Origin of the sequence: Amphibacillus marinus, from assembly GCF_900110345.1 — a bacterium.
Classification (GTDB): Bacteria; Bacillota; Bacilli; order Bacillales; family Amphibacillaceae; genus Amphibacillus_D; species Amphibacillus_D marinus.
Genome location: NZ_FODJ01000001.1, coordinates 735,913 through 757,469, shown reverse-complemented (window position 1 = coordinate 757,469; position 21,557 = coordinate 735,913). Strand labels below are relative to the sequence as shown.

Below are 21,557 nucleotides of genomic sequence, written 5' to 3'. Positions count from 1 at the left end.
ATAAAAATGGTTAATCTGTAACGGTGGATTTATCTGACATTTCGTGAAAAATCGAACAATATCGTGTATAATAGATCATATTTGATAGATACAATGGAGTGAGTAATTTGGGGAATTTATATAAAAGTAAATTAACAGGTAAATCGCTTGGTGTTATCTTTGGCACCTTTGCACCGATGCATTTAGGACACTACAACAATATTATGCGGGCAAAAAGAGAAAACGATGCTTGTTTAGTTGTTGTAAGTGGCTATACAGGGGATCGTGGTGATGCAATCGGCTTGAATCGGACTAAGCGGTTTAGATACATAAGGGAATTATTTGCTGAAGATGAGAACATCTACGTTGCTCAGCTAGATGAAAGTCAAATTAAGCGCTATCCACACGGCTGGGCGGAGTGGCTGGTTAAGATGAATCAGCTTAAGGACTCAGCAACAGAAGAAGTGCCCGAACGCGTAACGTGGTATGTCGGTGAACCTGAGTATAAGGAGGAGCTTGATAAACGGACAAATGATCAGATTGTCCTGTTAGATCGTAGCAGTTTACCAATTTCAGCCTCGATGATCCGCAGTAACCCATTAAAGTATTGGGACTACATTGTCCGAACCTTTAGAAGGCACTTTTCAATTAATATCTTAGTGATGGGAAGTGCGTCTACCGGTAAGACGACACTGGTTCGAGATATTGCGCGGAGCTTTGGTAGTCCGTATACCGATGAGTACGCCCGTACCTATGAGGAAGAGTCCAATGTAAGAGATGAAGAGCTCGTCGCCAATGATTTTCACTACATTGCCAGTGGCCAATTTGATAATAATAAAAAAACAATTATGAGCCCATCTAATAATGGTATGTTTTTTGCAGATACCGATGTAGCGGTAACCAAGTGCTATAGTAAAAAATATTTACCTGGCGAGGATCACGAAAAGTTAATCCCTTTTTATGACCTCTTAGCTGAGAAGGAGAAGTGGGATATCATCATTGTCATCCCGCCTGTCACCAAATATGTTGATGATCAATTTCGGGACATGTCACATGCCGATGAAGAAACACGACAAGAAATGCATGATTTGATGATGGCGGAGATTACTTACCAAGGTTGGGAGGATAAGGTGATTATGCTAAACCCTTCCTTTGACCAGCAAGCGAGCTATGATAAAGAAGGGTTTTATGCCCGATATACTGAAGCTAGGAAAGTCGTAAAGAACTACATTTTAGATAATTATCAAATTGAATTACCATAGCAGTCTGGTTTTTTCAACGCCAAGGTGGTAGATGTTGTCATAATGTCTATTGGCTTGGCTTTTTAAATCCTTATTCTAGCGATATGTTGTGGACATTGTTCTAGCATTAATATTATAAGCATTTATGAGCCTCTATACTTGCCATAAATTCGATTGTAGATAATGATTAAGATAACAATGCCGCGTAAACATAAAGGTACTAATGCAATAGGCCCTATTATAAAATTTTATAGAGATAAGGTACCAGTCATAGCCATAAGAATGCTGTAAATTGCCGCATTAAACCATTCGCACGGTTATAAGAGGGGATATCCGTTATTTCTTCAGCACGTACAGTACTTCCTGACCAAAAATGCATCGGCTCTTTTCGCTTGAATGCACAAAGGGCAGCTTATATAAGCTCATTGTCATCATTTTTTTTAGAAACTAAAAAACTTAGATATTACGTTAGATTTACAATCAAACTCAAGGATTGATTAAAATGCAAATTCAATTGATGTCACACGATGTGAATAGTCAAAGCCTATTTTTTCGGCCACTCTTTTGGATGCCTCATTCGATTCATCAGTTGTCCAATACACACCAAACCCTTTTTCCAAGCATTCCTTTATGTATTGTTGTCCTAATATCGTTGCCAAACCACGATTTCGTACGTTTTGATCAAATGTTGCTATATAAATTTCATGGCGGTCTCCGTTAACACAACATGAGTAACATGCACTTATAACCTTCTCATTTTTTAAAATAGCATATCCTAATCCGAATTGATCAAAGGATTCGAGGGAGGGCCAATATTCAGTTAATTCTTCTTCTAAATCCACATCAGAATTAATTAATTCCTTAGTGATTTTTATCATGGTCAAATCTTCATCAAGTATATGAAAGGGTTGCTTCAAACATTTATTAAAACGAACAGTATTCAATTCAAAATAGACGCAGTAATCCACATAATTCCAGACTTTCTTGCTTTAATTGCACAGAAATCAAATCACCTAGGTGGCTGTTAAACGACTCATTCTCTGGATCACCGAGCAGAAAGTATTCCAATCCTACTGCGTATACGATTGCAGTACGAGGCTCCTCTATTTGATCAACATATACTACGCCTTGATTCATACCGCTAATAACTGCATTTAATACATTTTCATTTTTTTCTTGCGGACTAACCAACATTCTTTTGATTTTATAATAATTTTTTTTAGGCATTTTAACGATCATAACTTTTCTCCTCGCAGTAATATAAGAGTCATAGAATTAGTCCTGCTCTTTCTAGCTAACTCGTTTACTTAAGCTATTTTAAGTGTTGGCATTTCATCTTACAATTTCACTTAAAATAAAAGTAGCACCTAATCAGATTTGATTAGGTGCTAAGAGATTTAACAACAAATTTCTTCATCATTCATTTCAACAAGTTCCATCTGATACCTTCCAGCTAATATGTTAGACTCAATGTCGTGAATATAAGCTTGAATATCATCTGATTGATCCGTTAATTCAGCAAGGTCAAAATAGAGAAAGCCTTGCTCCCTGTGTAAAATGGTTAAATGAACATTTTCTGCATGCTTTGACGTTGCAACGAGCCGACAGGTTTCCCCTTTTGGTGCCATCTCGAATGAAATCGTCATCTCCCCCTCGGTTACGTAAATACTAATATTTAATCCATAATAAATTGTATCACATGAGAGTTATGACTTAAATATGCATAGAGTAACTTTTCGGCGAATAATTAATAGTTATTTACTATTAGAATAATCTAGGGATGATATGCTTAAAATTGCTCTAGTTAGTAACAATTTAAGCCTATAGTTGATCTTTTACAGAATAAAGAATCCTGCAATTTGCTGGTCTTGATCAAAGGTCAGCTGAAACCTAATGGAAGTCCGTTCAAATTCTCCTGCTAGAAAAACAATGGTATGTCCTTGATCCTCAGTCGTTTCTTCAAAACTGTGTCCTTTAAAGTCACCAAATTCTACTGTGAGTTGCTGCCATAGTTCCGCTAGAATAGCTGGTGTTAGAGCGTCAGCCATTTCATCATTTAATTGGGCAGCAGCATCCTCATAACTGCCTTCATTAAGACTGTTAATAAACCCCTCTGCTCGTTCAATTACTTCATGTTCATCTTCATTTTCATTAGATTGACAACCTATTAATATGCTAGTCAATGTTATCAATACAAGAGTTAAAAACAGTTTTTTCATCATTTAATCTCCTTTAAATTAGTTTTCTTGCTTGAGTAACCAATTGGCAATGTCATCAATAACCTGTGCGTCCATCTCTGCCTCAACCATATACTCTTCAACAGTACCTTGTTTATCACCCTGATAATCGACGAAAAAATGATTTAAATTAGAGTAGAGCATAAACGTAGCGAACAGGTTATTGTTGAGCAGGTCTTGATACGCCTGGTAATCTTTATTAACAGTAACCTGAAAATCTTGTTCTCCTTGCATAATGAGTAGCGGAATATCAATTTGTAATAGGGCTTCTTTGGTATCAAAGCTATCAAGTTCTTTAAGGTAAAAAGCGGGTATGCCAAAAATGGTTTGACCATAAACTTCTGCGAAACTTTGCGATGTAAGCTGTTTGGCCCGCTCAAATTCTGCCTCCACAAACGTCTTATTTGTTTGATAATGAATACTTTCTGAGTCTAGATCTGCTAGTACAGCCATGTTCTGATCATAAATAATTTTCCAAAGTGAGCGAGGTGAACCAGCTAATAGGATAAGCCCCGCCAAATTTGGCTGGAGTGAGTAAATGCGAGGTGCAATCATCGCCCCCTGACTGTGTCCAATTAGATAAATGGCGTCCGAATTAATCCGATCATCATTTTCTAATAGAGAAATTGCACTTAAGGTATCCTCAATTGATTCGTCCATAATGGTGAACTGTTCTAAATCAAACTCACTAGGATAGCTATAGGTTCGCTTGTCATAGCGAAGCGTTGCAATGCCTTGCTCAGCAAGGCCATGAGCGAGATCTTTAAAAATTTGATAGCCAAAGACAGCTTGATTACGATCACTTGGACCGGAGCCATGGACTAGAACTACGGCCGGAACAGGGATATCTTGCTCGGCAGGAATACTAAGTGTTCCTGCTAATGGGAAGTCACTATCCTCAGCCAATGTAATGGATTCCTCAACAAAATTAGCATTTGAGCAAGCCGTTAACATGATTACTAAGGTGAAATAAAACAAAACATCTATGATTTTGATAATGAATGCGACCTCCCCGCAAATTAATATTGACTTCGATGTGTTGCCTTAAGAAAACATAATTCACATGTATAAGTTTACCTTACACTTTTAGTAAAGGGAAGGATATCCATATGCGAATTTGGTTGTATATGGATAAACTTGTCCGATTGTAAGGCGTTTAATAAGTTATTTATTAATTGGACAGGATTTGTGGTTAAGGATCATGCTGAAAAAGTCGATCGCTATGGGGTTGTTAGTAATCTGAAAATAGCTAAGATAGTAGAAAAAATAGACGGTCCGTTATCAGATGTTGAAGTAAAGACGTTTGAACTTGAAGATGAAGAGGCGGCAAGACAGTGGTTGCTCTGAATTTAATAGCAGGATAAATAGATAAAAGTAACGACACCATTTGGTAAGGTCGTTACTTTCTTTACATCAAGCCAGCTTATGCTTCTTTAAAATATTTAGTTCTTAAAGGTGAGATCCAGTGATCAGCGTAATATTATTTTGAAGTTATATTTGTAGATTATCTAGGTTTTTATAATATAATAAAGATAAATATGCTATCAGGTAGCTTACTTTACATACCCTTAGGAGTTTAGTACTAAAGGAAATGGTTATGTAGTTTACAAAATAAAAGAAAGCGACAATATTACAATTGGTTACAGAAAGGTGTCCTTCAAATGGAATGGCAACAGGAATTAAGTGAAAAGGGTTATCAGAAGGTAGCTGAGCGTCTAGCAAATATACATAGCTGTGATTATTTTCTTAAAGAGCTTACCTTAATTATCAAGGGTTGCGTTCCCGCGGCCAGTAATCTTCCTGACGATATTCATATCTTGTACAATCAATTGACGAGTTTAACTACTTTTTGCGAGGAATACAAACCAATTATTATGCGTGATTTGAAATTTCTATTCATTGAAATCACCAACCCTTCAAATAAATGCGCACAAATGTATAGCAGTACAACAGAGGAAGGTATTGCTCTGTATCATCAAGCCATGCAAGGTAACGTAGCTGCCCAGCTCAAACTGGCTTATTTTTATCAAGCAATTGAGCGTGATGATTGGGCCTTTGACTGGTTTAAAGTAGTGGCCGATCTTGGTAGTGCCGAAGCGCAGTATTGGCTAGGCAATGCATACTTTGTTGGGAAGGTTATCAAGCGTAATTTGGAAAAAGCTTTTTTTTATTATAAAGAGGCTGCTGAACATGAGCATGGTGATGCTCTAAATAACTATGCCGATATGTATTTGCGTGGGGAGTTTGTCGAGCAGGATGAGGGGAGAGCTTTAGAACTTTTTAAGCTAGCTGCTGGTAAGGGCGTACCTGAAGCAATGTATACACTTGGTCATATGTATGAAAATGCTGTTGGGACAGAAGTGGACATGGTAGAATCCAAGCGCTGGTTTACTGAATCTGCTCTTTGTGGTGATGTGTTTGCAGCAAATCGCTTAGGGCATGAGGCGGTGGAAGATGGGCGAGGCGATGAAGCAATAGCTTGGTACCAACTGGCTGCTGATCAGGGTGATGCTTACGGAGAATTTAATTTGGGTGTTTGCTATGAGTCTGGGATCGGAACCCATGTTAACATAAAGAAAGCGAAATATTGGTATAAGAAAGCTGCTGTTAAAGGTGATGAGCAAGCAAAGCAGAAGTTGGAAGAATTTTAACGCCACACTTAAGGACAAGTTGATGGTTATAGTAATAATAAAGGACAGCTACTCATAGTGGGTGCTAATGCCATTGTTGCAGCACTATTCTTTAACCATAAGAGTTGTGTTGGTCGTGCTGAGCAATGCATTCGCTTATCGTGCGCTTGCCTTCATGTAATAGACTAAACGTTAAAATTGCTATAGTAGGGAAAAGATTGCCGCGTTGTTGCTTAAGCAATAAGGTGATTGAGCGGATTGTGAATACTTATCGTAAATTAATTGACTTCAAGCATTAGAACGAAACTAAGTCTGCTAAGTGCGGATTAACAGCCAGTAATAGCCTGGTTTGTTCAGAATCTAATTTTTTTGAGGGTGCACTTAACTCATGCTTTTTGGTGCATGCCTGTGGAACTAACAATCAGTGGGGCTAAAGAAAACCCCGCTGATTGAAGATTCCCTTTACTGGAAAACCATCAATTCCTACAAGCTAATTAAAGCAATCAGCCAGCTGGATAATAAACCTCCAACTTTTAGAGATCACTACCGCTTGCGTTCATTCACAAACAATGACCTGTCTAGAAAACAGCCCCTTTTTCCCTTTATTAGCAACGCATCGATCGGTTATTATAAAACCAGCTTGCGCAATTTCGTTATCCATGTTTTCGATGGTAATGATAACTGCCTTATTTGCTATTCTCTTAGCATGTTTGATGATAGCGACCTGTTCTTCAGTTGTAGCTTGGGAGTAGAGGTTGTATGGCATATCGATAATGGCGACATCATAATAGCTTTCTTCATCAGCGATATCCTTTACTTCCACTATTCCATTATAGTTGAAATAAGCGATATTTTCTCTTGATCCGTTCACTACTAATGGATTGCGGTCAGAGCCGACAATATTGATGCCCATCGATAGTGCTTCAACAAGCACTGTGCCTATTCCGCAGCAAGGATCAATGATGCGGAGGCCAGAAGGATTTGGAACGGCAATATTGACAACAGCTCGTGCCAAACGTGTGCTGATTGCCGTCGAGTATTCTTGCGGTTTTATTACATGATGATGCCAGATCGGTTTGCTTTCTTGGTAAGTGCCGAAATACCATCGACCTTCAAATGGTACAATTCCAAAAAGTATGTCAGGATCTTTCATCTTTGCCGTTCCGATGATCCGCCAGCCAATTTCCTTTTCAATCATGCGCTGATCGACAAATGCTATTTTTTGTTCCTTAGAAAGATCATTAATTTTTATAAAACGCACTTTAAAGGTTTGATCCCTAAGATCGATTTGATCAACTTGTCCAGCAATTTCTGGAACAGATGTTCCAGAGAAAAGAATCGATAGTTTTCCTTTTATAAAAGGGCTTCTGCTTGGATCGATGCTAAGCTTGCTTCTTATAATGTTATCTGATTCTAGTCCAAAGAGAGCTCTTTGCTCTAATGCACAGAGTGAGCTTTCTTCCAGAGCATGTGTGTAGGTGTATAAGTATTCAGTTGCTTGTGGGTAAAGTTCAGTCATGTATGGTGTATTTACCTTTCTTCATTATTAATAAACTGACCTTTTCGTATGGTTCCCTTTACGACAGTTAGGCCTAACTGTCGACTAAACTTCTGTAGCTGTCGCTCTTCAATCTCGGTCACAATTGCAATAACTGTACCTGATTCAGCCCCCAATCGTCCCGTTCTGCCAGATCGATGAACAAATTGTGTTTTTTCGTTAGGTAGGTCCATATGAATGACATGTGATAAATTTGGAATATCTAACCCTCTTGCAGCAACGTCTGAAGCGAGTAACAATTCTGATTCACCGTCCCGGAATGCTTTCATTGCTTTAGCACGCTCTTGTTTATTGGCGTCACTGTGTAAAACACCTGCGCGGATACCCATGTAATCAAGTTTCTCTGCCAATACCGAAAGGGTAGTAATGTCTTTAACAAATACCAATGCTTTCATCTCTTGATTACGTATCAATTTCCGTAACCAGTCAATTTTATCTCGTGCTTCACAAACAAGGTACAGATAAGTTACATTTGGTCGATCATCTTCTTCGTTACCTACTTGAATAACCTCAGGGCTGTTCATGATTCTTGCAGCTGTTTTTTGTACTGGATCAGGCAGTGTCGCCGAGAAGACGAGCACTTGTCGATCTTTCATGGTGCTCTTCACAATTCCTTCAATTATAGCGAGATGTTCGGATACTAACAGTTGGTCCGCTTCATCCAATACAATTGTCTTAACTTGATGCATCTTTAATTTCTTCTGACTAATAAGCTCATTAATTCTGCCTGGTGTGCCAATGACAAGCTGTGGTTTCTTTTTTAACTTTTCAATTTGGCGTTTGACGTTAGCACCGCCAATTAGCGTTGCACTACCGATCTCACTTTGCTTGGACCAATCCTGAACATGTTGATGAATTTGCATCACGAGTTCGTGTGAAGAAGCTAAGATGACTACTTGTGTGTTTTTTTGATCTGGCTTAATTTGCTGCAATAGGGGCAATAGGTAAGCTAGTGTTTTACCACTACCAGTTGGTGACTCGGCTATGATATCTTTACCTTCAAGAATTAAGCGGGTGGTATATAGTTGAATGGTCGTTAGTTTTTTAAACGCTGATTTATCCCACGCGGTGTGCAGGAACGGTTTTAGGTCAGGTATGACTTCGTTTAGTGGTTGTAAATTACTCATTTTTATGCTCCTTATATGTCTGTATTTCATCTATCTCTATTCAGAGTAATGCCAAAGGCTGAATACGTCAACTTGCTAGGAGAGCAATTTCTTAAAAAAGATAAGTAAAGTAGTTTTTGGAAGGAAAAGGGCGTTAAATTATCTAACAATAAAATTGTTTTTGTTGTTAAATAATATATCATTTTAATATGAGCTAACATAAAACGTTGGGGGGGAATTTAAATGCATGGTGCTCTGACAAAGGCGACTAAAGAATGGCCCTCTATTTATTTTCGCACAAGCATTCCTGAACAATACCGTAATTACTTGGCTACCAAGAGTAAGTTAGCCATTTTTGAACCGTGGCATATAGGCGAAAAAGAGCCAATTCCAAGTGTCGATCTGTCACAATGTGAAGTTGTCTTTACTTTGGGTTTAATTGATGATTTATCAATACTAGATTTGGCACCAAATGTGCGTTGGGTTCAATCGGTTAGTGTTGGACTGGATGCACTACTAAATGAGCGAACCATTCAGCAAGATCTAATGATAACCAATACGAAAGGTTGCACATCAGTGCCAATAGCTGAGCATACTTTAGCGATGATGCTTGGTTTCAGTAAGAACATTCCTGCTTTAATTACTAATCAACAGACTAACGTATGGGGAAAAGTTCCAGTTAATGATTTAGCGCAGGCCAACGTCTGTATTATCGGCTATGGTCAGATTGGTTATGAAATAGCAAAGCGATGTAAAGCCTTTGGAATGAATATTACCGGGTGTCGCCGTCATCCAACGGTTGTATCCGATAACTATGCAGATACCATTGTTGGTATGGATCAAGTCGACGATGTCTTAACAGAAGCTGATTATGTTGTGCTTGCTCTACCTGCTACAGCAGAAACAGATAATTTTTTAAATGCTGATCGGATAAAAAAAATAAAGCAAGGAGCTGTTGTTATTAATGTTGGTCGTGGTAACGCTGTTGTTGAGGCAGACCTTGTTGATGCATTAATAGATGGTCATATTCGTGGTGCCGCATTGGATGTCTTTCAAGTAGAACCATTGCCAAAGACCCATCCATTCTGGAATATGGAGCAGGTCATTGTTTCAGCACATCAAGCCTATTTTTCAAATCAAAACATGGATAGAATAATGAATTTATTTGCGAAAAATATGGAGCGCTATCTGACAGGTCAGCCGTTAATTAATCAAATAAATAAGCAAAAAGGCTATTAAAATTCGTATCAAACTAGCGTAGTAAAACGTTTTTTATGCGGAAGGTAACCTTGAACAACCATCCGAAAAATGATTGTTCAAGGTTTTTTGTGTGCTCGTTTCAGATCTTTTTTTAGTAGTCATTGAACTAGCTATGGTTTCTTAAACGGTGTGTCTTCTTTTAAAAAATCTGCTAGCTAACAGCTACTGCTCAAATAATAATTACTTAAAAAGCTTACTAAATTTAGTAATTAATTAAGAAATTATTTAAAATATACTAAAAAAAATTAAAAAAATGCACTTGAAGTACCAGTAAATGTCCTTGATAATAAAAGGTAAATTATAAATGAAAGCGGTTAAATGAGAAAGTAGGGTGATTATTATGCATACGAAATTACACTATCAACAACCAGCTAATGAATGGAATGAAGCTTTACCAATTGGGAATGGGAAATTAGGTGCGATGATTTTTGGCGGAGTCTCAGAAGAAAAGCTGCAATTAAATGAAGATTCAGTTTGGTATGGAGGGCCACGAAATCGCAATAATCCGTCTGCGTATGAGAATATCCCAAATATTAGGGAACTCTTAAGCAAAGGTGAACTAAGTAAAGCTGAGCAATTAGCCAAGCTTAGTTTATCAGGTGTGCCGGAATCACAGCGACACTATCAGCCATTAGGTGACTTACTTATTCAATTTAGTCGTCAGGACTATACAAACTATCAGCGGTCGCTAGACTTAGAGACTGGGATTGCACATGTTTGTTATCAGGCGAATGAGATTGATTACCACCGTGAACTTTTTAGTAGCTACCCTGATCAGGTAATTGTTATGCGCCTAACGGCGTCTCAGAACAAAGCGATTTCTTTCGTATGTACGTTAGATCGTCAGCGGACAAGAGGTTTAGACCAATTAGCGCCAAGTGGTTCAGATAGCTTATTTATGAGTGGTGAAACTGGTGGTAATGGTGGAATCCAATTTCATGCTGAATTAAAGATTATTGCTGAGGGTGGTGAGGTTCAGACAATTGGCAATCGTTTGTTAGTTAAAGAAGCGGATACGGTGACAATTCTACTTGCAGCTGCAACATCATTTAGGCATAGTAGTCCTCAGCAAGCTTGCCTTGCTATAATAAACGATGTTAGTAATAAGGGGTATGAAGAGATAAGGGAAGGACATGTAGCTGATTATCAGAGCCTGTTTAATCGTGTCTCATTTTCATTGAGCAACAAAGAGACTAGTCATCTGTCAGTGGATCGTCAACTAGCACTTTTAAAGGAAGGCAAAGAGGAGTCTTCACTTATCGAGCTTTATTATAACTTTGGCCGATATTTAATGATTGCTTCAAGTAGACCGGGCTCACTTCCGGCTAATTTACAAGGAATTTGGAATGAGCAGATGACACCTGCTTGGGATAGTAAATTCACCATTAATATCAATACACAAATGAACTATTGGCCAGTGGAGGTCAGCCATTTAGCTGAATGTCATGAGCCATTGTTTGATCATCTTGAACGGATGCGTGTTAATGGCAGAGAAACGGCGTTAACAATGTATGGTTGCCAAGGCTTTACCGCACACCATAACACTGATATTTGGGCGGACACAGCACCACAAGATATTTATGCACCAGCCAGCTACTGGCCGATGGGCGCTGGCTGGTTATGCTTGCATTTATGGGAGCATTATCAATTTACACAAGATTACGCTTTTTTATTGAAAGCATATGAGACAATGAAGGAAGCGGCGCTTTTTTTTGTCGATTATTTAATCGAGGATCAGCAGGGCTTTCTCATTACGACGCCTTCTGTTTCACCTGAAAACACCTATATTTTACCGAGTGGAGAGAGAGGAACGCTTTGTGAGGCACCTGCAATGGACGCGCAAATTATTGATGCACTTTTTACAGGGTGTATAGAAGCAAGTGCTATTCTTAATCATGATCACCAATTTAGGGAAAAATTAGTCAGTCTGCGTGATAAACTGCAAGGGATTCAGATTGGTAGGTATGGGCAAATTCAGGAATGGTTGGTTGACTACGAAGAAGCGGAACCTGGTCATCGTCATATTTCACATTTGTTTGCATTGCATCCAGGAAACCGAATTGATCCAATTGAAACACCGGAGCTTGCTGAAGCGGCCACAGTAACACTAAACAGAAGACTTGCTCAAGGTGGCGGTCATACTGGCTGGAGTAGAGCGTGGATTATTAATATGTGGGCCCGTCTTGGGGAAGGGGAGCAGGCGTATGACAATTTACTAGAACTATTAAAAAAATCAACCCTACCCAATTTATTTGATAACCATCCACCGTTTCAGATTGATGGCAACTTTGGCGGAATAGCTGGAATTATGGAAATGCTTATCCAAAGTCATCGTGGTATCCTTTGCTTGTTACCAGCTTTGCCAAAAGCTTGGGATACTGGTCATCTTAAGGGAGTAAAAGCGCGAGGGGGCTATCAAGTTGACCTGGAGTGGCACGATCATCACCTAAGGTTAATTACAATTACTGTAACGGTATCAGGCACTTGTCGAATTCGTGTATTTAACAATGAACAGCTGCAATTGGCTGGTCGGCCATTAGTGAAAAAGAACGGTTTATATAGCTTTAATGTTAACAAAGGGCAGAGCTATCAATTAATCGCCAACAAACGGTAACATACTACGCATATAAAAAAGCGCAAACACATGAGTTTGCGCTTTTTTAACTGTTTAGGATAAAGGGTGTTTCCGATAGCTAATGATAAGGTGTCATTACCTGGTTCGGCTTTAGTCGCTACGGTGTTATTTGACCACGTGCACCTTTCTTAACTATGAAACAACTTTTGTTACTACACCAGTTTGTTGCATTTGATACATTTGATAATAGCTACCATCTTGCTCAATTAGTTGGTTGTGTTTGCCGCGTTCAATAATGCGGCCTTTTTCCAACACAATAATTTGATCGGCATGCTGGATGGTTGAGAGTCTGTGCGCAATTACTAACATTGTCCGATTTTTTGCCAGCACGTGCATAGCTTCTTGAATTAAGCCCTCAGTCTCTGTATCAATATTAGCCGTCGCCTCATCAAGGATGAGAATGGCGGGGTCAAAGGCAAGTGCGCGGGCAAACGATAGTAATTGCCGTTGCCCTGTTGAGAACTCACTGCCATTCTCACCAACCTTCTGATCATATTTTTTTGGTAATTTATCAATAAATTGATTAGCGCCAACGGCCTTCAATGCTTCAATCGCTTTTTCGCGACTTACATTCGGATCATTCAAAGTAATGTTTGACAACACAGTCCCAGAAAAGATAAACGGATCTTGCAAGACAATCCCGATGTGCTGTCTCACTTGTTGTCTACTAAGCGTTGCACTATCTGTTTCATCAATCAGAATTTGCCCTTTTTGTGGATCATAAAAGCGGAACAGTAGATTCATAATTGAGCTTTTTCCAGAACCGGTGTGACCAACAAATGCTGCTGTCTCACCAGGTTTAATATGGAAGTTGACGTTATTAAGAATGTAATCATCCTGGTCGTAAGCGAAGCTGACATCCTTGAAGCGAACCTCACCCCGAAGTCGATTAATTTCATTATCCTGAATGACCTCACCATCTTCATCGAGCAACTCAAATACTCTTGCTGCTGATACACGTGCCTGTTCAAGCTGTGGCAGTTGACTAACAACCTGATTTACAGGCTCAAAAAGTCGTGTTAAATAGTCAGCAAAGGCATATAAAACACCAGTTGAAATAAAGTTCTCTGTTGACAAAACGCCGTTTCCAAAAAACCAGATAAAACCGATAAACGCGATGCCCCTCAGTGCACTAACGAGATTAAATGAAGTTAGGGCAGATAGAGCAATCATTTTCCGCTGATAGCGAAAGTGGCGCTTATTGAGATGCTCAAATTCATCTTGCCGTTCATTGGTTTGACGAAATGCTTGAATAATGGGCATTGTCTGAATTGACTCATTAAGTGATGCATTAATTTCACTATTGACCGATCGTATTACCTTGTTATACTTCCCAGCATATTTCTTGTAGAATTTCATCCATAACAAAATACTTGGTAGAATAATGAGACAGATGGACGCTAATATAGGATTTAGTAAGTAGAGGGCAATGATAATGCCAGTCATATAAATCAGACCATTTACAAAGGTCTCTAGAACTTTGACATAGAGTTCCTTAATTGCTTCTGTATCATTAGTCACTCTAGCCAAAATCTTACCCGCAGGTCGATCAACAAAATATTGCATTGGTAATTCTTCTACCTTAGCAAAGACATCGTTGCGCATCCGTTGAATGATTTTATTGGCGTAAATCTGCAATAAAAATGTTTTAAAGTACTGAAAAATGGATGCGATTAAAATAAGGCCGAGATAGATCGCTAACAAAATGGCAATTGGATTGATTTCTGGCTGAAAGAATTGATAAAGATCACTGACTGTTAACGCCTGTCCTGAGACAAGCTCAGTTTGATTATCATAGCTAACCACCAATTCCCCCGCTGTATCCGCTTCAGAGATTGTGCTATAGGTTGGAATCTGCTGATTGACGAAATAATAAGTCCGTCCCGTCTGGGCAAGCGTAGAAATGCCAACGATGTCATCATTACTGGTAACTCGATTTGCACGCTTGAAATACTTACCTTGAAACTGAACAGCGCCGTCTTGCTCGTCTCCAAGCTCGATCCAGTCTGATTCAACACCAACAATATGATTGTCAATAACTGTTTTGGCGATAAATGGACCAGTTAATTCAAGGGCAACGGCAATGATTAAGCAGCATAGCGCAAAACCAATTATTTTTTTATTCGATAATGCGTATTTTAATAGTCTTTTTTCTGTTGAAGGTTTCATGTGCTTACCTTCCTTTCCATTTGCTGAATGGTATACTGATCGTGGTACCATCCACCATTCTCCATTAACTGCTCATGGGTTCCGTGCTCAATAATCCGGCCTTCATCCATGACAATAATTTGGTTTGCGTGTTTAACAGCTGATAGGCGGTGGGCTGCAATTAAAGTGGTCTTCCCTGCTCGTTCTTCTTTAAGGTGACTAATAATGTTTGCTTCAGTCTTCCCATCTACAGCAGAAAGAGAGTCATCCAGAATAATAATTTCTGGGTCCATTAGTAATGCGCGCGCTAGTGAAATACGTTGTTTTTGACCACCTGATAAGGTGACACCACTTTCACCAACCAGTGTATTTAATCCTTTTGGAAGTGCTTCTATATCTGATTTTAAAGAAGCTGATTCGAGAATATGGTTAACTTCATCTTCTGACTTTTCTCCGCAGCCAAACGTCAAATTCTCTTTAACCGTTTTTGAAAATAAAATATGCTCCTGTGGGACATAGCCAATCCAACTTCTTGATTCTTCAAGACTAAATTGATCAATTTGATAACCATTAATGGTTAACTGACCATTTGGTGGCACATACTCACGAAGTAATTGCTTAAATAATGTCGTTTTTCCTGCGCCAGTCCTGCCAACAATTCCAATTGTTTCACCACGTTGAATGGTTAAATGAATACCCGATAATTGTGCGTCGGTGCTACCTGGATACGAGAAGGTAACATCTTCAAAGCGAATAACTTCAGGTCTGTCAATTTCCTGTGGCTGTTTAGGATCAACCACATCAGGTTGTTGAGCTAGTATCTTTTCAACTCGGTCTAGTGAAGCATTCCCGCGTTGCATCACATTAATCAGTTCACCAATCGCAAACATTGGCCAGATTAACATTCCGAGGTAAACATTGAAGGTAACAAGGTCACCAATTGAAATGACATTGTTCATCACAATCCAAGTGCCAAATCCCAAACCAATTGTATATGAGATACCAACAAGGATTTTTACGGTTGGTTCAAAATATGCCTCCATTTTTGCTACAGCTTTGTTCTTTTGAAAAACCTCATCTGTTAGCTCGGCAAATCGTTGCTTATCAGCCTGTTCTTGGACGAAAGCACGGGTAACACGTACACCTCGAATTGACTCAAGCGTATAGTTATTAAGGTTACTAAATGCTGTTTGCGCGTCACTAAATCGTTGGTGAATAATCTTCCCGTACTTGTGCACAATTACGGCCATGATTGGCATCGGAATTAAAGCGGCAAGGGTAAGTGACCAGTTAATCGTAAAGCCCATCATTAGTACGATAAAAGCGGTAAAGATGGTTGAATCAATTAAGGTTAAAATGCCAAAACCTGATGTCATCATAATTGCCTTTAAATCGTTTGTAGACCGAGCCATTAAATCGCCTGTTCGATTCTTGCTATAAAAGCGCGGGCTCATAATTAAGAAGTGGCGCATCATTTTTGAGCGCATTTTTCGTTCAAGAAGAATGGCCCCACCAAATAAATTATAATCCCAAATAAACATAACACAATAACTAAGGACAATAATACCAGCAAATATTAAAATTATTTCCATTAGCTTTTCATAGGTCAGTTCGTTAAATTGAATTAAGTCAATTGTCATCCCAACAAGTCTTGGCGGGATAAGGTCGATAAAACTAACAATAATTAATGCGGTGATAGCAATGGTATACCTAAGCCATTGCTCCTTAAAAAACCATGATAACTTTTTAAAAACTGAAAACATACGTTTGACTCCCTTCGTTATTTCACAATAAAATTAGCTAACCATTCCATAGTCGTTTAAATCCTTTCGTTAATTTGTCAAATGGTAAGCGTCTCACATCATTTTCCTCCTGTAATTTGTATTTGCATTGATTTTTGGGAACAAAAAAACGCATACATCCGTGACGTATGCGTTGTTGACCATGTCGCATTTAGATAAATACGACATGGTGCGCCTCCAATGAAGGAGAAACAACAAAAAAAGGCCACGTGTAGAGCTAGTGACCTTTTACCTGTTATATGTATACTTGTAAACAGTTTCATCGTAATGAAAACAGCGTTTACCTCAGCATATTAACAGAGGTCACACAAAAATCAATATCAATCATCGTTAGAGCATTAGCAGCAATCATTGCGTTCTTCATTTTGGTGACCTCCTTTTCATTTTAGTTTAATCAATGCTCATTCATTATATAGTCAAAAAATTTCGAAGTCAATAAAAACTGGAAAAAAGGTTAAATTAAAGTTCGAACAAGTAAGCTGATAAGACAGATTATTTGCAGCACTAATTAGATTGTTCTAAAGTGAAATAGTTAAGGAGGATGGTGAAATGGTCTCTGTATACAGTGATGTTATTCAATATAAAGGTTCGCATTATCAATTTGGTTATAATCAAGGGCTGCAATTAAAGGGTTCTAAATTGTTAGCAAATCGAGAAAAGCAGTGGAAGTCGAGAAGAAAGCATGCTTTTGCAACAAATGTAAATGATGCCATACAGCTATTAGATCAATTTGCACCAAATATGGTTGACGAAATTAAAGGGTTAGCAGCAGCGCTCAATTGGTCAATTAAAGAAGCCGTACACTATTTTAGTGGGTATTACTTAGAGGTTGGCAAAAGTGGTTGTTCAATTATGACGGGCAATCAGTATTTCGTGCGGAACTATGATAGCCATCCGAGCGGTTATGAGGGCCGATTCGTTTTTTATCATCCCGCCGATGGTGGCTATGCTTCCCTTGGTCCATCTATGCAAATAACGGGTCGCACAGACGGGATTAATGAAAAAGGATTAGTGATTGGGTATAATTTCACCAATCGGATTGGATCTGGTGATGGTTTTATTTGTAATATGATCGGACGGATTATTTTGGAGCAATGTGCAACGGTCGAAGAGGCGGTCAAGTTACTCAAAGCGATTCCACACCGTACTTCATTTTCATATGTTGTCATGGATCAGACAAACCATTCGGTTGTTGTTGAAGCCACACCACGATCGGTAATTGTCCGTACCGCCAACATGTGTACTAATCATTTTGAATTATTAAAAGAAGAGAACCGTTATCAAAGTGATGAATCCGTTGCTAGGCTTGCAATGATAAAAAAACAATGGCAATATAATCTTTCACCTTCTGAGGCATATCAAATTATGAATAAAAGAGAGCAACAGGTCTTTTCCGACAAATATAATGTTTGGTCTGGAACGTTGCACACAAGCCTTTATCAACCCGATCAGCTGAATGCATGGGTGTCTTTTGGCGCCGATCGCTTACCTGTTCAGCTTAGTCTAGCTAATTTTTTGCGAGGGGACAGGATAAGAATTCGTCGTATTAATGGATTGCTAAATACAGCACTCCCATTCTTAAATCAGGCTTCATTACCATCTCAGTAGTGGTTAAAAGTAATAGCTAATCAAATTCTGTAACAGTATAGGCACTTTAATCGACTAATGAGATAGAGGTGATTAAACATGATAAAGACATTATTAGCAGCATGTTCCGTTTTTTTACTCGTTGCTTGTGGCCAAGGTACGGCGACAAACAGTAATGGGGACGAGACCGAATGGGAACTAGGAGAAGGTGAGTTATCAGATCAGATTGGTGAAGAGGAGCTCGTTTTGCAAATTAACGAGGATATCTTCTCACTTATCCATGATCAAGATGAGTTGGCAACCTTAACGGGGTTTAGTCAACCAACTGGTGAATGGTTTTTAGTCAATGGTGAGGGTCAGTTTGGTTATGGGATTACAAATGGACAACAGGCACCGCACTCGCCGTATTCGGTTCGTTTATTTGCAAATAACGAAACAATAACAGTTGATCGAGATGTGCGAATTAAACTAACAAGGCTAAATCAAGAGCTAGAACAAGGGGAAGTTGTTCTTGAAGAAACAGTCGACATTGGAGAGGTTAGCGATGAGTTAGCAGTCTATGAAGGCGAATTACCAGCTGATGAGAACGTGATCTACTTATTAAGTGCAGAGATCTTGTCAGACTCTGGTGAGGTTGAGGACAGCCTAATTGGTTTAATTGTCGTTGCAGCAGAAGAATTAAATGCTTCACTTTCGCTAGACCAACAAGGTGAGACAGCAAACTTAATACTAGAAAATTTTGGACCGACATCATTAACGTTAGGGATGCACTACGCTATTGAACAGAAAATTGATGACCAATGGTATGTTGTCCCATTAGATTTAGCGTTCATTGAGATTGCTATTATGTTAGCGCCTGGTCAAAGCCATGAACAAGATGTTGACCTAAGCGAGTTAGAACCAGGAAATTATCGTGTCATTAAAAATATTCAAGCTGAAGGCTATCCAGATTTGAGCACGAGGCTTGCGGTGGAATTTACTATTGAATAGCTGAAAAAGAGGGAATGGGACAAAAGCGTAATTAGATAAGGAAAATCCGAACATTCAATATTCAGTGTCACGCTAGCACCCAAGGGCACAAACGTGACATCTTCATTTCTTCAGTGTCACGCTAGCCGTGGGCACGGCTTTGGGCCTACAGGATGTAGGTCAGTTAGACGTTGTCACAGGACGTGACGGGTTTAGTCTAAAATCCCCACTGTGTGAAGAAAGACACTTCACACAGTGGATCCTCAGCTCGTGCTGGGGTTGCGATTACTCACCCCATCGAAGTGATTTGTTCCCACAGGAGTCTACGTATTTCACCTACGCTTAATCAGAATGTTCGGATACCCTGTTTCAATATTTAGTTATGTCCCAGTCTCTTTCCTACGTTTAGTCAATAGGTTTTCAATTAATTATTTATTGCCTTAATAACATGTGTTTCATTCTTATCAAGCATATTTTTTTCAATAAAGTGGTTGATCGTTTTGTTCATCGACTCGGACAGATCGTTTGTCTCTTCGCTATGCCCGACCATATAAATATATTCCCACTGATGATCCTTAGCCAGCTTATCTAATTTTGCAGCTATACTTTTATACCAGCGATGTCTGTTGGCCTCGAATCGGTTATTAAAGAGCTCACGCTTGGTGCTTTTTCCGCCTGAACCGACTGTGGCAGCTGCTCGATGAGGTCCAGTGTGCTGGCGCCAATCCTCTGTATCTAAGTCAAGCTCGAAGTAAAAGGATTCGAGCGGTTGACCGAGCTCTGTTTCAATGATTTTAATTGTTTCTTTCTGTGTTAAGATAATGCCTGATCTTGGATAGTCCTGATGCAACGCGATAAGCTGATCAAGCTTTGCAATTTCTTCCCAAAAGAACTCTGATTCAACAGGTACTTGAAAGCGCTTGGCAAACCAGATAGATTCGTCAGGAGTAGCGATAATGACAACACTTTTTAACAGCTCAAGCTCATGCTCACGCATATATTTTTCAACCTTATCTTTAATTAAACAAAAATTCGCTAGTTCCTCTTTGTTAACATCATTTTTTAAATATTTTTCGAAATTTTGCAGTCCATTTTTTAAGTGAATACGCCATTCGCCACCTTGCTGATCAGGATCAGCTGGGTCGGTGTTTAAGTACATGGTAAATACACGTTCTGGTTTCTCTAAGTAAAGTGATTCAAGCCGTTTAATTTCTTTATTCATATCCATACGTTGCATCTACTCCTTTAAAATTATTTGGTGCTATACTTCTTTATCTATCCTTAAATTAAAGCTGTTAAACGTTAAATTTTAGTAGATAAAGATAACCAAACAATAATCAGTTACAGTAGGGTCGAAGCGCCATCAATAAATACTTCTGTACCGGAAATGTGGCTAGATGCATCGGATGCTAAGAAATAGACAAGCTCTGCTACTTGCTCAGGTTTACCAGCATGACCTTCGAGCGGTTGGTTACCTTCTGGATACTCAACCGGTATACGAACTTTTTCCAGGTTTTCATCCTCTGCAAAGGTATTTTTTCCAATATTGGTATCGATTGCTCCTGGGCAAATGATGTTGACGCGAATTCCATACTCGCTTAGCTCTAAGGCGGCCATTTTACCAAATGCCATTTGCCCAGCTTTACTAGAACTATATGCCGACATCCCAACAGCAGAGAATTTACGATTACCGTTAATCGAGCTCGTTATAATAATGCTCCCCCCATTTTTCTTCATATGAGGTAAAGCATATTTGACAGTAAGAAAGGTACCCTTTAAATTTGTCTCCAGTGTCTGATCCCATTCTGCTGGGGTAATATCTTCAATAGGCGCGACCTTACCATTAATTCCCGCATTGGCAAAGACAATATCCAACCGACCAAAATGATCAACAATGGTTTGAATTGCAACCTGAATTTGCTCGGGGTCTTTGACATCAGCCTCAGCGATAATGGCTTCACCTTTATTTTTTTCAACTTCCTTAAGAACTGCCTTCGCATCTTCTTCTTTAATATCAACTAAACCGACTTTCGCACCTGCCTTTGCCAGCTTAAGAGCTGTTGCCCGACCCATCCCTGAGCTTGCCCCTGTAATAATGGCTACTTTTTTCTTTAGTGTATCTGTCATCATCATGCTCCTTTTTCGGATAATTTATTGTATAGTATTTTTATACCCACCTCGCAATAATTTAGACAATGAATTGAAAAATTGCTACTAGACAGATCCTTTTTATGTGTTATAATCATAATAATCTAAAAATTAAAATAACTTATCAAGAGTGGACGAGAGATCTGGCTTAATGACTCCACGGCAACCTACAATAAGTAAGGTGCCCCTACCAGCAAAGCATAAGCTTTGGGTGATGAATGATACGTGTAACCTAGTATCCCGCTTTCATCATCTGG

The 21,557-nt window shown here is 39.0% G+C and carries 18 protein-coding genes and 1 riboswitch; of the genes, 7 read left to right on the top strand and 11 right to left on the bottom strand.

The genetic code is table 11. The features are described from left to right. Positions 1-107: 107 nt before the first annotated feature. On the top strand, positions 108-1,241 hold the full coding sequence (locus BM000_RS03570) for an AAA family ATPase (protein WP_091494886.1): 1,134 nt from the start codon (positions 108-110) through the stop codon (positions 1,239-1,241). 476 nt (positions 1,242-1,717) lie between these two features. Here BM000_RS03570 and BM000_RS03565 read toward each other — a convergent pair whose 3' ends face one another. From BM000_RS03565 to BM000_RS03545, 5 genes are all read right to left on the bottom strand, one after another. Next, positions 1,718-2,188 carry a GNAT family N-acetyltransferase gene (locus BM000_RS03565; protein ID WP_091494884.1) on the bottom strand — a complete coding sequence of 157 codons (471 nt, stop codon included), beginning with the start codon at positions 2,186-2,188 and terminating at the stop codon, positions 1,718-1,720. Further along, positions 2,166-2,459, bottom strand: coding sequence for a hypothetical protein (locus tag BM000_RS03560; RefSeq protein WP_091494882.1), 294 nt, complete (start codon positions 2,457-2,459; stop codon positions 2,166-2,168). Before BM000_RS03560 ends, BM000_RS03565 begins: the two co-directional genes overlap by 23 nt. A 158-nt stretch (positions 2,460-2,617) precedes the next feature. Then, positions 2,618-2,866 carry a hypothetical protein gene (locus BM000_RS03555; protein ID WP_091494880.1) on the bottom strand — a complete coding sequence of 83 codons (249 nt, stop codon included), beginning with the start codon at positions 2,864-2,866 and terminating at the stop codon, positions 2,618-2,620. A gap of 189 nt (positions 2,867-3,055) precedes the next feature. Further along, positions 3,056-3,439, bottom strand: coding sequence for a DUF3887 domain-containing protein (locus tag BM000_RS03550; protein ID WP_177178191.1), 384 nt, complete (start codon positions 3,437-3,439; stop codon positions 3,056-3,058). Between the two features lie 18 nt (positions 3,440-3,457). Then, a complete protein-coding gene (locus BM000_RS03545; RefSeq protein ID WP_177178190.1) occupies positions 3,458-4,363 on the bottom strand; it encodes an alpha/beta hydrolase family protein in 906 nt (301 codons plus the stop codon). Between the two features lie 231 nt (positions 4,364-4,594). Between BM000_RS03545 and BM000_RS16725 the strand changes: the two genes are divergently transcribed. Then, on the top strand, positions 4,595-4,804 hold the full coding sequence (locus tag BM000_RS16725; protein WP_342708149.1) for a SpoIIAA family protein: 210 nt from the start codon (positions 4,595-4,597) through the stop codon (positions 4,802-4,804). Between the two features lie 314 nt (positions 4,805-5,118). After that, positions 5,119-6,108, top strand: coding sequence for a tetratricopeptide repeat protein (locus BM000_RS03535; RefSeq protein ID WP_091494872.1), 990 nt, complete (start codon positions 5,119-5,121; stop codon positions 6,106-6,108). A gap of 535 nt (positions 6,109-6,643) precedes the next feature. Here BM000_RS03535 and BM000_RS03530 read toward each other — a convergent pair. Beyond that, positions 6,644-7,606 carry a TRM11 family SAM-dependent methyltransferase gene (locus BM000_RS03530; RefSeq protein ID WP_091494870.1) on the bottom strand — a complete coding sequence of 321 codons (963 nt, stop codon included), beginning with the start codon at positions 7,604-7,606 and terminating at the stop codon, positions 6,644-6,646. 11 nt (positions 7,607-7,617) lie between these two features. Continuing rightward, a complete protein-coding gene (locus BM000_RS03525; protein ID WP_091494868.1) occupies positions 7,618-8,772 on the bottom strand; it encodes a DEAD/DEAH box helicase in 1,155 nt (384 codons plus the stop codon). Positions 8,773-8,994: 222 nt separating this feature from the next. Between BM000_RS03525 and BM000_RS03520 the strand changes: the two genes are divergently transcribed. Together BM000_RS03520 and BM000_RS03515 are read left to right on the top strand one after the other, a co-directional pair. Then, positions 8,995-9,990 carry a D-2-hydroxyacid dehydrogenase gene (locus BM000_RS03520; RefSeq protein WP_091494866.1) on the top strand — a complete coding sequence of 332 codons (996 nt, stop codon included), beginning with the start codon at positions 8,995-8,997 and terminating at the stop codon, positions 9,988-9,990. A gap of 361 nt (positions 9,991-10,351) precedes the next feature. Further along, complete coding sequence (locus tag BM000_RS03515; RefSeq protein WP_091494864.1) at positions 10,352-12,625, top strand: glycoside hydrolase family 95 protein; 2,274 nt, start codon at positions 10,352-10,354, stop codon at positions 12,623-12,625. A 153-nt stretch (positions 12,626-12,778) separates the two neighbouring features. Here the strand turns inward: BM000_RS03515 and BM000_RS03510 are convergent, their stop codons facing one another. Continuing rightward, entirely contained in the window at positions 12,779-14,815 is a 2,037-nt protein-coding gene (locus tag BM000_RS03510; RefSeq protein ID WP_091494862.1) for an ABC transporter ATP-binding protein, read from the bottom strand. Next, entirely contained in the window at positions 14,812-16,557 is a 1,746-nt protein-coding gene (locus tag BM000_RS03505; protein ID WP_091494860.1) for an ABC transporter ATP-binding protein, read from the bottom strand. The genes BM000_RS03510 and BM000_RS03505 overlap by 4 nt, the downstream gene beginning before the upstream one ends. A gap of 588 nt (positions 16,558-17,145) precedes the next feature. On the opposite strand from BM000_RS03505, the gene BM000_RS03500 reads away from it, so the two are divergent. Together BM000_RS03500 and BM000_RS03495 are read left to right on the top strand one after the other, a co-directional pair. Then, positions 17,146-18,204, top strand: a complete 1,059-nt coding sequence (locus BM000_RS03500) for a C45 family autoproteolytic acyltransferase/hydrolase (RefSeq protein ID WP_091494859.1) — start codon at positions 17,146-17,148, stop codon at positions 18,202-18,204. Between the two features lie 78 nt (positions 18,205-18,282). After that, entirely contained in the window at positions 18,283-19,173 is an 891-nt protein-coding gene (locus BM000_RS03495; RefSeq protein WP_091494857.1) for an immunoglobulin-like domain-containing protein, read from the top strand. Between the two features lie 403 nt (positions 19,174-19,576). Here BM000_RS03495 and BM000_RS03490 read toward each other — a convergent pair whose 3' ends face one another. Both BM000_RS03490 and BM000_RS03485 read right to left on the bottom strand, forming a co-directional pair. Beyond that, complete coding sequence (locus BM000_RS03490) at positions 19,577-20,380, bottom strand: VLRF1 family aeRF1-type release factor (RefSeq protein WP_091494855.1); 804 nt, start codon at positions 20,378-20,380, stop codon at positions 19,577-19,579. A 113-nt stretch (positions 20,381-20,493) separates the two neighbouring features. Next, positions 20,494-21,282, bottom strand: coding sequence for an SDR family oxidoreductase (locus BM000_RS03485; protein WP_091494853.1), 789 nt, complete (start codon positions 21,280-21,282; stop codon positions 20,494-20,496). A gap of 136 nt (positions 21,283-21,418) precedes the next feature. After that, positions 21,419-21,521, top strand: a riboswitch (SAM riboswitch). Positions 21,522-21,557 lie beyond the last annotated feature (36 nt).

Coding starts and splice junctions, on each gene's coding strand:
- BM000_RS03560 (WP_091494882.1), bottom strand. CDS start 2,459: ATGATCGTTAAAATGCCTAAAAAAAATTATTATAAAATCAAAAGAATG.
- BM000_RS03555 (WP_091494880.1), bottom strand. CDS start 2,866: ATGACGATTTCATTCGAGATGGCACCAAAAGGGGAAACCTGTCGGCTC.
- BM000_RS03550 (WP_177178191.1), bottom strand. CDS start 3,439: ATGAAAAAACTGTTTTTAACTCTTGTATTGATAACATTGACTAGCATA.
- BM000_RS03535 (WP_091494872.1), top strand. CDS start 5,119: ATGGAATGGCAACAGGAATTAAGTGAAAAGGGTTATCAGAAGGTAGCT.
- BM000_RS03530 (WP_091494870.1), bottom strand. CDS start 7,606: ATGACTGAACTTTACCCACAAGCAACTGAATACTTATACACCTACACA.
- BM000_RS03525 (WP_091494868.1), bottom strand. CDS start 8,772: ATGAGTAATTTACAACCACTAAACGAAGTCATACCTGACCTAAAACCG.
- BM000_RS03520 (WP_091494866.1), top strand. CDS start 8,995: ATGCATGGTGCTCTGACAAAGGCGACTAAAGAATGGCCCTCTATTTAT.
- BM000_RS03515 (WP_091494864.1), top strand. CDS start 10,352: ATGCATACGAAATTACACTATCAACAACCAGCTAATGAATGGAATGAA.
- BM000_RS03510 (WP_091494862.1), bottom strand. CDS start 14,815: ATGAAACCTTCAACAGAAAAAAGACTATTAAAATACGCATTATCGAAT.
- BM000_RS03505 (WP_091494860.1), bottom strand. CDS start 16,557: ATGTTTTCAGTTTTTAAAAAGTTATCATGGTTTTTTAAGGAGCAATGG.
- BM000_RS03500 (WP_091494859.1), top strand. CDS start 17,146: ATGGTCTCTGTATACAGTGATGTTATTCAATATAAAGGTTCGCATTAT.
- BM000_RS03495 (WP_091494857.1), top strand. CDS start 18,283: ATGATAAAGACATTATTAGCAGCATGTTCCGTTTTTTTACTCGTTGCT.
- BM000_RS03490 (WP_091494855.1), bottom strand. CDS start 20,380: ATGGATATGAATAAAGAAATTAAACGGCTTGAATCACTTTACTTAGAG.
- BM000_RS03485 (WP_091494853.1), bottom strand. CDS start 21,282: ATGATGACAGATACACTAAAGAAAAAAGTAGCCATTATTACAGGGGCA.